The 13,805-nt window shown below is 55.7% G+C and carries 12 protein-coding genes; 10 read left to right on the plus strand and 2 right to left on the minus strand.

What is annotated here, in order from left to right:
- Positions 1-35 precede the first annotated feature (35 nt).
- Entirely contained in the window at positions 36-794 is a 759-nt protein-coding gene (locus N7V53_RS17290) for a M48 family metallopeptidase (RefSeq protein WP_279794201.1), read from the minus strand.
- Positions 795-1,070: 276 nt separating this feature from the next.
- Between N7V53_RS17290 and tkt the strand changes: the two genes are divergently transcribed.
- From tkt to N7V53_RS17330, 8 genes are all read left to right on the plus strand, one after another.
- Complete coding sequence (gene tkt / locus N7V53_RS17295) at positions 1,071-3,062, plus strand: transketolase (RefSeq protein WP_263753971.1); 1,992 nt, start codon at positions 1,071-1,073, stop codon at positions 3,060-3,062.
- Positions 3,063-3,293: 231 nt separating this feature from the next.
- The gene (locus N7V53_RS17300; protein ID WP_023480846.1) at positions 3,294-4,043 is read left to right on the plus strand and encodes a phage antirepressor KilAC domain-containing protein; all 750 of its coding nucleotides are present in this window, start codon (positions 3,294-3,296) and stop codon (positions 4,041-4,043) included.
- A gap of 412 nt (positions 4,044-4,455) precedes the next feature.
- A complete protein-coding gene (gene epd, locus N7V53_RS17305; protein ID WP_023480986.1) occupies positions 4,456-5,475 on the plus strand; it encodes an erythrose-4-phosphate dehydrogenase in 1,020 nt (339 codons plus the stop codon).
- Between the two features lie 47 nt (positions 5,476-5,522).
- Complete coding sequence (pgk, locus tag N7V53_RS17310) at positions 5,523-6,686, plus strand: phosphoglycerate kinase (RefSeq protein ID WP_023481068.1); 1,164 nt, start codon at positions 5,523-5,525, stop codon at positions 6,684-6,686.
- Between the two features lie 86 nt (positions 6,687-6,772).
- On the plus strand, positions 6,773-7,852 hold the full coding sequence (gene fbaA / locus N7V53_RS17315; RefSeq protein WP_279794210.1) for a class II fructose-bisphosphate aldolase: 1,080 nt from the start codon (positions 6,773-6,775) through the stop codon (positions 7,850-7,852).
- A 188-nt stretch (positions 7,853-8,040) separates the two neighbouring features.
- On the plus strand, positions 8,041-8,901 hold the full coding sequence (gene mscS / locus N7V53_RS17320) for a small-conductance mechanosensitive channel MscS (RefSeq protein ID WP_279794211.1): 861 nt from the start codon (positions 8,041-8,043) through the stop codon (positions 8,899-8,901).
- A 139-nt stretch (positions 8,902-9,040) separates the two neighbouring features.
- Positions 9,041-9,676, plus strand: coding sequence for an arginine exporter ArgO (gene argO / locus N7V53_RS17325; protein ID WP_279794213.1), 636 nt, complete (start codon positions 9,041-9,043; stop codon positions 9,674-9,676).
- Positions 9,677-9,768: 92 nt separating this feature from the next.
- Positions 9,769-10,527, plus strand: a complete 759-nt coding sequence (locus N7V53_RS17330; RefSeq protein ID WP_279794214.1) for an oxidative stress defense protein — start codon at positions 9,769-9,771, stop codon at positions 10,525-10,527.
- 39 nt (positions 10,528-10,566) lie between these two features.
- On the opposite strand, the gene argP is transcribed toward N7V53_RS17330, so the two are convergent.
- Positions 10,567-11,460: a DNA-binding transcriptional regulator ArgP gene (gene argP / locus N7V53_RS17335; RefSeq protein WP_023480875.1), complete on the minus strand. Its 894-nt coding sequence runs from the start codon at positions 11,458-11,460 to the stop codon at positions 10,567-10,569.
- Positions 11,461-11,622: 162 nt separating this feature from the next.
- Between argP and rpiA the strand changes: the two genes are divergently transcribed.
- The gene (gene rpiA / locus N7V53_RS17340; RefSeq protein WP_023480899.1) at positions 11,623-12,282 is read left to right on the plus strand and encodes a ribose-5-phosphate isomerase RpiA; all 660 of its coding nucleotides are present in this window, start codon (positions 11,623-11,625) and stop codon (positions 12,280-12,282) included.
- A gap of 265 nt (positions 12,283-12,547) precedes the next feature.
- Positions 12,548-13,780: a phosphoglycerate dehydrogenase gene (gene serA, locus N7V53_RS17345; RefSeq protein ID WP_076769179.1), complete on the plus strand. Its 1,233-nt coding sequence runs from the start codon at positions 12,548-12,550 to the stop codon at positions 13,778-13,780.
- The last annotated feature ends 25 nt before the right edge of the window (positions 13,781-13,805 follow it).

A 13,805-nucleotide genomic window follows, 5' to 3' on the forward strand; every position in this document is an offset into this window, starting at 1 on the left:
CGTAATAAAAAGGAGGCAAGCGCCTCCTTTATTCTTTACTTGATGCCGTCTGCGGCCATACGGTCGCGAATGTGCTGGGCACGGGCTGCTGAGGCCGGGTGATCGTCAAACATTGAGCTTTGACGGCCCTGGTCCATCTTCGCCAGTTTTTCGAAGCTGGTGGCTAAACCAACCGGGTTGATGCCGCGCTTGCGCAGCAGGTCGTAAGAGTAGTCATCCGCTTCCGACTCCTGACGCTGGGAGAATTGTGAGTTGACCAGTTTTTCCCCGAGCGCGCCAAGCTGCGACTGGGACAGGCTACCGACCACGCCGCCCGCCGAGGCTGCCGCTGCGCGCACCGCATTGGTACCGAGCGCGACCTGCATCCCTTTCTTCACGTGGCCGAGCGCAACGTGGCCCATTTCGTGGCCAACTACCGCTTCGACTTCATTGTCGGTCATCATATCCATCAGGCCGCTGTAAACGCGGATGCAGCCATTCGCCATGGCAAAGGCGTTAACGTCTTTAGTGACATACACCTTGTAGTTCACCGGCTGGCCGTTGATGTTGTCGCCAAGGGCGGCGGCAATTTTGTTCACACGCTGGCTGTATTCGCTGCTTGCTGGTGCGATGGTCGCTTTACTGTCCATCTGCTTACAGGCGTCGTCACTCAGGGCAATAACCTGCGCATCGCTCAGGGTGTAAGCCTGAAAGGCTTCTGCGCCGGAGCTGAGAAAACCGTTTGAATCCATGTTCTGACAACCGGCAAGCAGGGTTGTCATTCCCAGAGCAAGGAGGGCTGGGCGAATTTTCATTTATTATCTTCCGCAATGGTTGAGTCGTTTTTGCTCCGCCGTTCTTCTACACGAGAGGGCGGTGAGCGCCAGTATAAAGAAGAGAGTGTTGGACGGGCGAGGAGATTGCGCAACTTGCGAGCGGCTTCCAGAGATTTCTGAAGCGCAAAAGGATGCTCCATGTACATGATTACCCGCTTGGGTTACATTGTTGGCACTTTTTTCCGGCGTAGCCCAAAACGCGCTGTCGTCAAGTCGTTACGGGATTAGCCCTTAACAGTCCGATCTGGAGTCAAAATGTCCTCACGTAAAGAGCTTGCCAATGCTATTCGTGCGCTGAGCATGGACGCGGTACAGAAAGCCAAATCCGGTCATCCGGGAGCCCCGATGGGCATGGCAGACATCGCCGAAGTGTTATGGCGTGATTTCCTGAACCATAACCCGACGAATCCTGCATGGGCTGACCGCGACCGCTTTGTGCTGTCTAATGGTCACGGCTCGATGCTGATCTACAGCCTGCTGCACCTCACCGGCTACGATCTGCCGATTACCGAACTGCAGAACTTCCGCCAGCTGCACTCCAAAACTCCGGGTCACCCGGAAGTGGGTTACACCGCTGGCGTTGAAACCACCACCGGCCCGCTGGGGCAGGGGATTGCAAACGCAGTCGGTATGGCGATTGCCGAGAAGACGCTGGCCGCCCAGTTCAACCGTCCGGGTCATGACATTGTTGACCACTTCACCTACGCCTTTATGGGCGACGGCTGCATGATGGAAGGCATCTCCCACGAAGCCTGCTCGCTGGCCGGTACGCTGAAGTTGGGTAAACTGGTTGCGTTCTATGACGACAACGGCATCTCTATCGATGGCCACGTTGAAGGCTGGTTCACCGACGATACCGCAAAACGCTTTGAAGCCTACGGCTGGCACGTTGTTCGCGGCGTAGACGGCCACGACGCTGATGCCATCAAACGCGCCGTTGAAGAAGCACGCAGCGTCACCGACAAACCGTCGTTGCTGATGTGCAAAACCATTATCGGTTTCGGCTCGCCGAACAAAGCCGGTACCCACGACTCCCACGGCGCGCCGCTGGGTGACGCGGAAGTGGCACTGACCCGCGAACAGCTGGGCTGGAAACACGCACCGTTTGAGATCCCGTCTGAGATTTACGCGCAATGGGATGCGAAAGAAGTGGGTCAGGCGAAAGAGTCTGCGTGGAACGAGAAGTTCGCCGCTTACGCGAAAGCGTTCCCGGAGCTGGCCGCTGAGTTCACTCGTCGTATGAAAGGCGAGATGCCGGAAGATTTCGCGGCGAAAGCCAACGAGTTCATTGCCAAATTGCAGGCGAACCCGGCGAAAATCGCCAGCCGTAAAGCTTCCCAAAACGCTATCGAAGCGTTTGGCCCGCTGCTGCCGGAGTTCCTCGGCGGTTCCGCTGACCTCGCGCCTTCCAACCTGACCCTGTGGTCCGGCTCGAAAGCGATCAATGAAGATGCCGCAGGCAACTACATTCACTACGGTGTGCGCGAGTTCGGTATGACCGCGATTGCCAACGGTATCTCTCTGCACGGCGGTTTCGTGCCGTACACCTCCACCTTCCTGATGTTCGTCGAGTATGCGCGTAACGCGGTACGTATGGCGGCGCTGATGAAGCAGCGTCAGGTGCTGGTTTACACCCACGACTCCATCGGTCTGGGTGAAGATGGCCCGACGCACCAGCCGGTTGAGCAGGTTGCTTCTCTGCGCCTGACCCCGAACGTCAGCACCTGGCGTCCGTGTGACCAGGTAGAGTCTGCGGTTGCGTGGAAATATGCCGTTGAGCGTCACGACGGCCCGACGGCGCTGATCCTCTCTCGCCAGAACCTGGCGCAGCAGGAGCGTACCGAGCAGCAGCTGGCGGATATCGCTCGCGGCGGTTACGTGCTGAAAGATTGTGACGGTCAGCCGCAGCTGATCTTCATCGCCACCGGTTCTGAAGTGGAGCTGGCCGTTGCTGCATGGGAACGTCTGACGGCTGAAGGCGTGAAAGCGCGCGTGGTCTCCATGCCGTCTACCGACACCTTCGACAAGCAGGATGCTGCTTACCGTGAAGCGGTGCTGCCGAAAGCGGTCAGCGCGCGCGTGGCGGTGGAAGCCGGTATCGCCGACTTCTGGTGCAAATACACTGGCCTGAACGGCGCGGTTGTTGGCATGACCACCTTCGGTGAGTCTGCGCCGGCAGAGCTGCTGTTCGAAGAGTTTGGCTTCACCGTGGATAACGTGGTCGCCAAAGCGAAAGAGCTGCTGTAATCCCCATTACCCGGTAGCGTTTCGCTTACCGGGTCTGCACTATCCCGTGCCGGAGCTGGCGTCATCGCCCTCCGGCACGTCTACGTTATGCCCTCACCATGCTCTCCTTTTTTTACTGAACGCTCTTAAAGCACCCTTGATCTATGTGTAAAAAATATACTGGATATCTATCCAGTAAGTTGTATACTATTTCCTCACCTTAACTGATGTGAGTTTGAGTAAGGAGTGAACATGCTGATCTCTGGTGAACATCTCAATTCGCAGGCTGCCGCGTCGACCATCAGCAGCCGCGAAATCGCGAAGCTGACGGGCGTAACCCATGCCGAAGTCAAACGGATGGTTAAAAGCCTGGAAACTGCGCAACGTCTTTCCCAGCCGGTAAGTGCCAATGCTTACGAGCGCGAGGGCGAAATGCGGCAGGAGTTTTTGCTCAATAAGCGCGACTCACTGTTGACGGTTTCACGCCTTTCTCCGGCTTTTACCGCCGAAATGCTCGATCGCTGGCAGGAGCGCGAAAAAACCGTCGGCCTGCCGGATTTTACCAATCCTGCCGCAGCGGCACGCGCCTGGGCGGAGCAGTATGAAAAACGCCAGCGTGCGGAAGCGCAGCTTGCCATTACCGCGCCTAAAGCGGAGTTTTTCGACCAGTATGTGCGGGTTGAAGAGTCGCTCGGTTTCCGCCAGCTGTGCAAAATGCTGCGCGTGAAAGAGCCGCAGTTCCGCCGCTTTTTGCTGGAGCGCAATATCATGCAGCGGGTTAACGGCGCGCTGATGCCGCCGCAGTACCATATCGATGCGGGTTACTTCACCGTGCATGGCGGCGTGGGCGAAAATAGCCACAGCTGGTCGCAGGCGCGCTTCACCGCGAAGGGCGTGAAATGGGTAGCCGATCTGTGGGCGAAAGAGCTCTCTTCGCAGCCAGTTGAAATGCCGCGCGCGGATCGTACCGAACCGCAGGTGCCGGAGCGCAGCTGGTTTTAAGCCGCGTTTAGTGCACGGCGTTTTATCGCAGAAGTGGGGGAGTGAAACGGGTTCAGAGTAGCCCTTATCAGCCCGGCTTGTTTAATGCTTCACAACACACTCTCCCGTCTGATAAACCAGCATGGACGCTTTTCTCTCCCCTTGGTTCGCTTTTCTGGTCCTCAGCTAAACCCTGCCTTTTTCCGTCAATTATTCCAGCAAAAATGTGATGCAAGTCAGATTACTGGCGAATCCGTCTGGACAATCATTCCTTTTATTCCAGCTTTCGCTTATTCTAGCTGAAGCGTTTCAGTCGGCTAAATGTTCGACAAATAAGCAAACAGACGCAGTTCAGGCAGGCGAGGATTCCCCTCTGGTGGCGACTGGATTACTCTGTCATCCACTTCAGGCGGGCTGGCCTTGCAGGAGAGTTATGAGCCTACGCATAGCGATTAACGGTTTCGGTCGCATCGGGCGCAACGTGGTTCGGGCACTATACGAATCAGGGCGTCGCGCCGAGATCACCGTGGTGGCAATCAATGAACTGGCGGACGCCGCGGGGATCGCGCATCTGCTGAAATACGACACCAGCCACGGGCGTTTTGCCTGGGATGTGCGCCAGGAGCGGGAGCAGCTATTTATTGGCGACGATGCCATTCGCATCCTGCACGAAAGCGAGATTTCAGCGCTGCCGTGGCGCGAGCTGGGCGTTGATATCGTGCTTGATTGCACCGGCGTCTATGGCAGCCGTGAAGATGGCGAAGCCCACCTGGCGGCAGGCGCGAAAAAAGTGCTCTTCTCTCATCCCGGCAGCAGCGATCTCGACGCAACCATCGTTTTTGGCGTGAACCATATGACGCTGCGTCCGGAAGATCACCTTGTCTCCAACGCCTCCTGCACCACGAACTGTATTATTCCGGTGATCAAACTGCTCGACGAGGCTTACGGCATTGAGTGGGGAACGGTAACGACAATCCACTCGGCGATGCACGATCAGCAGGTGATTGACGCCTATCATGCCGATCTGCGCCGTACACGCGCAGCCAGCCAGTCAATCATCCCGGTCGATACCAAACTGGCGGCGGGCATCTCGCGCATTTTCCCGCAGTTTAATGACAAATTCGAAGCGATTGCGGTGCGCGTACCGACCATTAACGTCACCGCGATTGATTTAAGCGTAACGGTGAAAAAGCCGGTAAAAGCGAGTGAAGTCAACCAGTTGCTGCAAAAAGCAGCGCAGGGAACATTTCATGGTATAGTTGACTATACGGAATTACCGTTGGTCTCAATTGATTTTAACCACGATCCGCACAGCGCCATTGTCGATGGCACGCAAACCCGGGTCAGTGGTTCGCACCTGATTAAAACCCTTGTGTGGTGCGACAACGAATGGGGCTTTGCTAACCGTATGCTCGACACAACGTTAGCAATAGCTGCAGTGAGTTTCAGGTAAGGCACGCGAGTGTCTACAAAACTTAAGAATCATCGAGAGGATTCACCATGTCTGTAATTAAGATGACCGATCTGGATCTGGCTGGTAAACGCGTTCTAATCCGTGCGGATTTGAACGTACCGGTTAAAGAAGGGAAAGTGACCAGCGATGCGCGTATCCGTGCTTCTCTGCCGACCATCGAACTGGCGCTGAAACAGGGCGCGAAAGTGATGGTAACGTCTCACCTGGGTCGCCCGACCGAAGGTGAATACAACGAAGAATTCTCTCTGCTTCCGGTAGTTAACTATCTGAAAGACAAACTCTCCAACCCGGTTCGCCTGGCAAAAGATTACCTGGATGGCGTTGAAATCGCTGCCGGTGAGCTGGTCGTGCTGGAAAACGTACGCTTCAACAAAGGCGAGAAGAAAGACGACGAAACGCTGGCGAAGAAATACGCCGCGCTGTGTGACGTCTTTGTGATGGACGCCTTTGGTACTGCGCACCGCGCGCAGGCTTCTACTCACGGTGTCGGTAAATTTGCTGATGTCGCGTGCGCAGGCCCGCTGCTGGCAGAAGAGCTGGACGCGCTGGGTAAAGCGCTGAAAGAGCCGGCTCGTCCGATGGTAGCTATCGTTGGTGGCTCTAAAGTCTCTACCAAACTGACCGTGCTGGATTCCCTGTCCAAAATCGCTGACCAGCTGATTGTTGGCGGCGGTATCGCTAACACCTTCGTTGCGGCTCAGGGCCATAACGTTGGTAAATCCCTGTACGAAGCGGATCTGGTTGATGAAGCCAAACGTCTGCTGAGCACCTGCGATATCCCGGTTCCGACCGATGTGCGCGTGGCAACCGAGTTCTCCGAAACCGCTAACGCGACGCTGAAATCCGTTAATGACATCAAAGATGATGAGCAAATTCTGGATTTGGGCGACGTTTCCGCACAGAAACTGGCTGAAATCCTGAAAAACGCCAAAACTATTCTGTGGAATGGTCCGGTTGGCGTCTTTGAGTTCCCGAACTTCCGTAAGGGTACTGAAATCGTGGCGAACGCCATCGCTGACAGCGACGCGTTCTCCATCGCAGGCGGCGGCGACACGCTGGCTGCTATCGATCTGTTCGGTATCGCTGACAAGATCTCCTACATCTCCACTGGCGGCGGCGCATTCCTCGAATTCGTGGAAGGCAAAGTTCTGCCGGCAGTAGCCATGCTCGAAGAGCGCGCTAAGCAGTAAGATCAGCAGGGCGGGGTAACCCGCCTTAATTTCAGCGCGCTAAAAGGCACGCATTTTTCCAGGCCAAAGATACAGGACTACGTAACATGTCTAAAATTTTTGATTTCGTAAAACCTGGCGTGATCACCGGTGATGACGTTCAGAAAGTGTTCCAGGTAGCTAAAGAAAACAACTTCGCTCTGCCGGCAGTTAACTGCGTGGGCACTGACTCCATCAACGCCGTTCTGGAAGCCGCTGCGAAAGTTCGCGCACCGGTAATCGTACAGTTCTCCAACGGCGGCGCGGCGTTCATCGCGGGCAAAGGCGTGAAAACTGACGTTCCTCAGGGCGCGGCTATTCTGGGTGCTATCTCTGGCGCGCATCACGTTCACCAGATGGCAGAACACTACGGTGTGCCGGTTATTCTGCACACTGACCACTGCGCGAAAAAACTGCTGCCGTGGATCGACGGCCTGCTGGAAGCGGGTGAAAAACACTTCGCTGCTACCGGCAAACCGCTGTTCTCTTCTCACATGATCGACCTGTCTGAAGAGTCTCTGGAAGAGAACATCGAGATCTGCTCCAAGTACCTGGAGCGCATGTCCAAAATGGGCATGACCCTCGAGATCGAACTGGGCTGCACCGGCGGTGAAGAAGATGGCGTCGACAACAGCCATATGGACGCATCTGCTCTCTACACCCAGCCGGAAGACGTGGACTACGCTTACACCAAGCTGAACGCCATCAGCCCGCGTTTCACCATCGCGGCTTCTTTCGGTAACGTTCACGGCGTTTACAAGCCGGGTAACGTTAAACTGACCCCGACTATCCTGCGCGACTCTCAGGAGTATGTTTCTAAGAAACATAACCTGCCGCACAACAGCCTGAACTTCGTGTTCCACGGCGGTTCCGGCTCTTCTGCTCAGGAAATCAAAGACTCCGTAAGCTACGGCGTTATCAAAATGAACATCGATACCGACACCCAATGGGCAACCTGGGAAGGTATTCTGAAGTACTACAAAGATAACGAAGGCTACCTGCAGAGCCAGCTGGGCAACCCGAAAGGCGAAGACCAGCCGAACAAGAAATACTACGATCCGCGCGTATGGCTGCGTGCAGCGCAGACCAGCATGGTGACGCGTCTGGAGCAGGCATTTAAAGAGCTGAACGCAGTAGACGTTCTGTAATTTACGCCGCTCTTTTCTGAAAAGGTCCGCACTTTGCGGGCCTTTTTTATTGCGAATTCAATAAGCTGCTATTCGCCTGCAAATGTTAACTATTTGGCGAAAGCGCCTCTTTTTGTTTACCCTTTAGGGGGCTGTCCTTTTGGCAAGGGGCGTTTTTTCCGTTTTGGAACAATAGAAGGAAGCACAATATGGAAGATCTTCACGTTGTCGATAGCATCAACAACGCGGGCTCCTGGCTGGTAAATAACCAGGCGCTGCTGTTGAGCTATGCCGTTAATATCGTGGCGGCGATCGCCATCATCATCGTCGGTATGATTGTGGCGCGCGTTATTTCAAACGCCATTAACCGGGTGATGCGTGCAAGACACATCGACGCCACCGTTGCGGACTTCCTCTCCGCGCTGGTGCGCTACGGTATTATCGCGTTTACCCTGATTGCCGCGCTGGGGCGCGTCGGCGTACAAACGGCGTCGGTGATCGCGGTGCTCGGTGCCGCCGGCCTGGCTATTGGTCTGGCATTGCAGGGGTCGCTCTCGAACCTCGCGGCTGGCGTGCTGCTGGTGACCTTCCGTCCGTTCCGCTCTGGTGAGTATGTCGATCTGGGCGGCGTTGCCGGCACGGTACTGCAGGTGCAGATTTTCTCGACCACCCTGCGCACGCCGGATGGCCGCATTATCGTCATCCCAAACGGTAAAATCATCGCGGGCAACATCATTAACTTCTCCCGCGAGCCGGTGCGCCGTAACGAGCTGATTATTGGCGTGGCCTATGATTCGGATATCGACCAGGTTAAAAGCCTCATCACCGAGATTATCCAGGCCGATGACCGTATCCTCAAAGACCGTGAGATGACGGTACGCCTCAACGAGCTGGGCGCGTCGTCGATTAACTTTGTGGTGCGTATCTGGAGTAAAAGTAGCGATTTGCAAAACGTCTACTGGGATGTACTGGAGACCATCAAGCGCCGTTTCGATGAGGAAAGGATTAGCTTCCCATTCCCGCAAATGGATGTGAATTTAAAACGGGTTAAAGAGCAACCTGACGAGTAAGCACAAGGCCGACGCTGTCGGCCTTTTTTATATCTGTCGCCATTAGCCTGGTTAATGACGGATTAAAATTATCAATTTCACCTAATAATCCCTGCGCGTTATAGTCAGCTTTCTGCAATAAACCGAATGGAAGTTGGACGTGTTATCTTATTATTTACAAGGGCTTATGTTGGGTGCTGCTCTGATTTTGCCGCTGGGGCCGCAAAACGCATTCGTGATGAATCAGGGGATCCGTCGGCAGTATCACATAATGACGGCGCTGCTCTGTACTCTGAGCGATGTTGCGCTGATTTGCGCTGGCGTCTTTGGCGGCAGTGCGTTACTGATGCAGTCGCCGTGGCTGCTGGCGCTGGTTACCTGGGGCGGCGTGCTTTTTCTGCTGTGGTACGGCTTTGGCGCGCTGAAAACCGCTTTTGCTCGTGATATCGAGCTGGAAAATGCGCAGGCGCTTCGCCAGGGGCGTGGGCAGATCATCGCCACCATGCTGGCCGTTACGTGGCTCAATCCCCATGTCTATCTCGATACCTTTGTGGTGCTCGGCAGCCTTGGCGGGCAGTTAGCGGAGATGCCGAAACGCTGGTTTGCCCTCGGCACCATCAGCGCCTCTTTTCTCTGGTTCTTCAGCCTTGCGCTACTGGCCGCCTGGCTCGCGCCGCGTTTGCGCACCGCCACGGCGCAGTGGGTTATCAATATTCTGGTCGGCCTGGTAATGTGGTTTATCGCGCTGAAACTGGCGGCGGAAGGTGTGAACCATTTGCAAGGATTATTCAGTTAAGGTAAGTCCGATGGACAATCAGGCGTAAGTGGCTAAGCTTGCTGCCAGGCGTCCGTGCACGGGACGTAATTGAGTAACATGGAGGAGTACCTGTGAAACGTAAAGTGATAGCCCTGGCGGCAATGGTAGGTTTCAGCGCAATGGCGGTACAGGCCAGTGAATTGCCGGATGGCCCGCACATTGTCACAACGGGTACGGCAAGCGTGGATGCGACCCCCGATATCGCCACCCTGGCGATTGAAGTGAACGTCGCCGCGAAAGATGCGGCCTCAGCCAAGAAGCAGGCGGACGATCGCGTTGCGCAATACCTGAGCTTCCTTGAGCAAAACGGCATCGCCCGTAAAGATATTAACTCTGCGAACTTACGCACCCAGCCCGATTACGACTACCAGAATGGCAAAAGCATTCTGAAAGGCTATCGCGCTGTGCGCACCGTGGAAGTGACGCTGCGCGAACTGGACAAGCTGAACTCGCTGCTTGATGGCGCGCTGAAAGCGGGTCTGAACGAGATCCGCTCCGTCTCGCTGGGCGTTGCGCAATCTGAATCCTTCAAGGATAAAGCCCGTAAAGCGGCGATTGATGACGCGACACGTCAGGCGCAGCAGCTGGCTGCCGGTTTCAATGCCAAACTCGGCCCGGTCTACAGCGTTCGTTACCATGTCTCTAACTATCAGCCGAGCCCGATGGTACGCATGATGAAGGCTGATGCACCAGCGGAGACTGCGGCTCAGGAGACCTACGAACAGCCGACCATTCAGTTTGACGATCAGGTGGATGTGGTTTTCCAGATTGAGCCTAATCAGGCGCAACAACAGCAGCAGCAACCGCAGTCCACGCCAGCCGCGAAGTAACGCTGGCCTCCCTCTCCTCGTTCGGGGAGAGGGTCTCTCTTAATCCTGTCGCAGTACCCGATGACCGAACGCCAGCAGCGCGTCGGTGACGTTGCGCATCATTCGGCTTTCCGGCGCAAAGCGGTGCCAGTAGAGCATACGGCGTTGCAGCAGACCCGGCGTCAGGTCGATAAGCTCACCGCTCGCCAGCTCTTTTTCGATTTGCAGATGTGGGATCATGCAGCAGGTGGTTCCCTGGCGCGCCAGCTGCACAAAGGCTTCCGATGAGTTAACGATATGGCAGGGGACGCTGCCGGGCGGCAGATCGAAATATTGCTGCAAAAAGGCCTGATGCATATCGTCGAGATGGTCAAACGCCACCGCAGGCGCTTTTAGCAGCGCGGAACGCGTTACGCCGTTGGGGAAGTAGCGTTCGGCAAACTCTTTCGAGCCAACAAACAGGTAATCGAGCGCGCCCAGTTTATCCACCAGGCAGCTTGGCAGCGCCTGAGGCTGGATACTCACCGCACCTACCACTTCACCGCGACGCAGGCGCTCCTGGGTGCGGGTTTCATCTTCCACCTGCAAATTGAGGCGAATCGGGGAGTCGACTAAAACCGGTGCCAGTGCGGGCAGCAGCCAGGTTGCCAGACTGTCGGCGTTAACCGCCAGCGACAGCAGCAGCGGCGTAGAACCGGTTTGCTCATCGCCCAGCCACTCCTCTTCGAGCAGCTCAACCTGGCGCAACAGCGCCAGAAGTTTTTGCCCCTGCTCGGTGGGACGCGGCGGTACGGTACGCACCAGCAATGGCTGCCCGAACATGTTCTCCAGTTGCTTGATACGCTGTGACACGGCGGATTGAGTAATACAGAGCTTTTGCGCAGCACGCTCAAACCCACGCTCACGAATAACTGCATCAAGTGCCTGTAGTGTTCTGTAATCCGGACGTTTCATTGCTCGGGCAATCTCCTGAAAAATAGTCTTTCGCACTATGACATAAATTTCCCGTCGTGGCAGACGAAAATGGTTGTCGCGTATTGTGACACAGGTCACAGGGACTTTTCGGCAGAGCCTATTTATAATGCGCCTGAAATTTCACACCACAGGCGAACGACCATGACGCAGGATGAACTCAAAAAAGCAGTGGGCTGGGCAGCACTTCACTATGTTGAACCCGGCACCATTGTCGGCGTAGGCACCGGCTCCACCGCGGCACACTTTATTGACGCGCTGGGTACCATGAAAGGGCAGATTGAAGGCGCGGTTTCCAGCTCGGACGCTTCAACCGAGAAGCTGAAAAGCTTAGGCATTACCGTTTTCGATCTTAACGCGGTCGATCGCCTGGGGATCTACGTCGACGGCGCGGATGAGATCAACGATCAGATGCAAATGATCAAAGGCGGCGGCGCGGCGCTGACCCGTGAGAAGATCATTGCTTCAGTCGCGGATAAGTTTATCTGTATCGCAGATGCCTCAAAGCAGGTGCCGATCCTCGGCAAATTCCCGCTGCCGGTTGAGGTGATCCCGATGGCGCGCAGCGCGGTCGCGCGAACGCTGGTCAAGCTGGGCGGTCGCCCGGAGTATCGCCAGAATGTGGTAACGGATAACGGCAACGTCATCCTCGATGTCTATGGTCTGGAAATTCTCGATCCCATCGCGATGGAGAACACCATCAACAATATTCCCGGTGTGGTCACGGTGGGTTTATTCGCGAATCGTGGGGCTGACGTGGCGCTGATTGGCACCCCGGATGGCGTCAAAACCATCGTGAAATGATCTGGCCGGGGGACGGCTGTCTCCCGGTAAAAATCTGATATCGTTAAATTCGGTGATATCTGTCACGTTTTTCCCCTTCGTCTCGCATCCCTGCCGCGAGCTTCTGCTTTTCCAGCATTTTTCTCTGCCATTTCCCGCTGGATGACATTTCTTCAGAGCGGTGACGCAAACGTTCATATTGCCGCGATAGTTTTTTTTGATATGTTGGCTAACGCGGTTTTCCTCCGCACAACATCACAGTCAGACATAAAACAGGGTCGGGTAAATGGCAAAGGTATCACTGGAGAAAGACAAGATTAAATTTCTGCTCGTCGAAGGGGTGCACCAGAAAGCGGTCGAAAGCCTCCGCGCGGCGGGTTATAACAACATCGAATTCCACAAGGGCGCACTGGACAGCGAGCAGTTGAAAGAGTCCATCCGCGACGCCCACTTCATTGGCCTGCGATCCCGTACTCAACTGACTGAAGATGTCATCGCCGCGGCGGAAAAACTGGTCGCCATCGGCTGTTTCTGTATCGGCACCAACCAGGTGAACCTGGAAGCAGCAGCCAAACGCGGTGTACCAGTCTTTAACGCCCCCTTCTCCAACACCCGTTCCGTTGCGGAGTTAGTGATCGGCGAACTGCTGCTGTTGATGCGCGGCATTCCGGAAGCGAACGCCAAAGCGCACCGGGGTATCTGGAACAAGCTGGCGGTTGGCTCCTATGAAGCGCGCGGCAAAAAGCTCGGCATCATTGGCTACGGCCACATTGGCACGCAGCTTGGTATTCTTGCTGAATCGCTGGGGATGAACGTCTTCTTCTACGATATCGAGAACAAACTGCCGCTCGGCAACGCCACCCAGGTGCAGCATCTCTCCGATCTGCTGAACATGAGCGACGTGGTTAGCCTGCACGTGCCGGAAAACGCCTCAACGAAAAATATGATTGGCGAAGAGGAACTGGCGCTGATGAAGCCGGGCGCACTGTTGATCAACGCGGCACGCGGCACGGTGGTTGATATTCCGGCGCTGTGCGATGCCCTGAAACGTAAGCACCTGGCGGGCGCAGCGATTGACGTCTTCCCGACCGAACCGGCGACCAACAGCGATCCGTTCGACTCGCCGCTCTGCGAGTTTGATAACGTTATCCTGACGCCGCACATCGGTGGTTCAACGCAGGAAGCGCAGGAGAATATCGGCCTGGAAGTTGCCGGTAAGCTGATTAAGTACTCCGATAACGGCTCCACGCTCTCGGCGGTAAACTTCCCTGAAGTTTCTCTGCCGCTGCACGGCGGTCGTCGTCTGCTGCATATCCATGAAAACCGCCCTGGCGTGCTGACGGCACTTAACCAGATTTTCGCCAGCCAGAACATCAACATTGCGGCGCAGTATCTGCAAACTACGCCGCATATGGGCTATGTAGTGGTTGATATCGAAGCGGAAGAAGAGGTTGCGCAGACCGCGCTACAGAGCATGAAAGCGATTCCGGGCACCATTCGTTCCCGTCTGCTGTTCTAAGTTGCGTTAGCTGTTCCTCTCCCGT

This window comes from Kosakonia sp. HypNH10 (assembly GCF_029850615.1).
Taxonomy (GTDB): Bacteria; Pseudomonadota; Gammaproteobacteria; order Enterobacterales; family Enterobacteriaceae; genus Kosakonia; species Kosakonia cowanii.

What these genes read in the sequence shown, in the direction of transcription:
- N7V53_RS17290 (WP_279794201.1), bottom strand. Translation starts at nt 794, where the DNA reads ATGAAAATTCGCCCAGCCCTCCTTGCTCTGGGAATGACAACCCTGCTT.
- tkt (WP_263753971.1), top strand. Translation starts at nt 1,071, where the DNA reads ATGTCCTCACGTAAAGAGCTTGCCAATGCTATTCGTGCGCTGAGCATG.
- N7V53_RS17300 (WP_023480846.1), top strand. Translation starts at nt 3,294, where the DNA reads ATGCTGATCTCTGGTGAACATCTCAATTCGCAGGCTGCCGCGTCGACC.
- epd (WP_023480986.1), top strand. Translation starts at nt 4,456, where the DNA reads ATGAGCCTACGCATAGCGATTAACGGTTTCGGTCGCATCGGGCGCAAC.
- pgk (WP_023481068.1), top strand. Translation starts at nt 5,523, where the DNA reads ATGTCTGTAATTAAGATGACCGATCTGGATCTGGCTGGTAAACGCGTT.
- fbaA (WP_279794210.1), top strand. Translation starts at nt 6,773, where the DNA reads ATGTCTAAAATTTTTGATTTCGTAAAACCTGGCGTGATCACCGGTGAT.
- mscS (WP_279794211.1), top strand. Translation starts at nt 8,041, where the DNA reads ATGGAAGATCTTCACGTTGTCGATAGCATCAACAACGCGGGCTCCTGG.
- argP (WP_023480875.1), bottom strand. Translation starts at nt 11,460, where the DNA reads ATGAAACGTCCGGATTACAGAACACTACAGGCACTTGATGCAGTTATT.
- rpiA (WP_023480899.1), top strand. Translation starts at nt 11,623, where the DNA reads ATGACGCAGGATGAACTCAAAAAAGCAGTGGGCTGGGCAGCACTTCAC.
- serA (WP_076769179.1), top strand. Translation starts at nt 12,548, where the DNA reads ATGGCAAAGGTATCACTGGAGAAAGACAAGATTAAATTTCTGCTCGTC.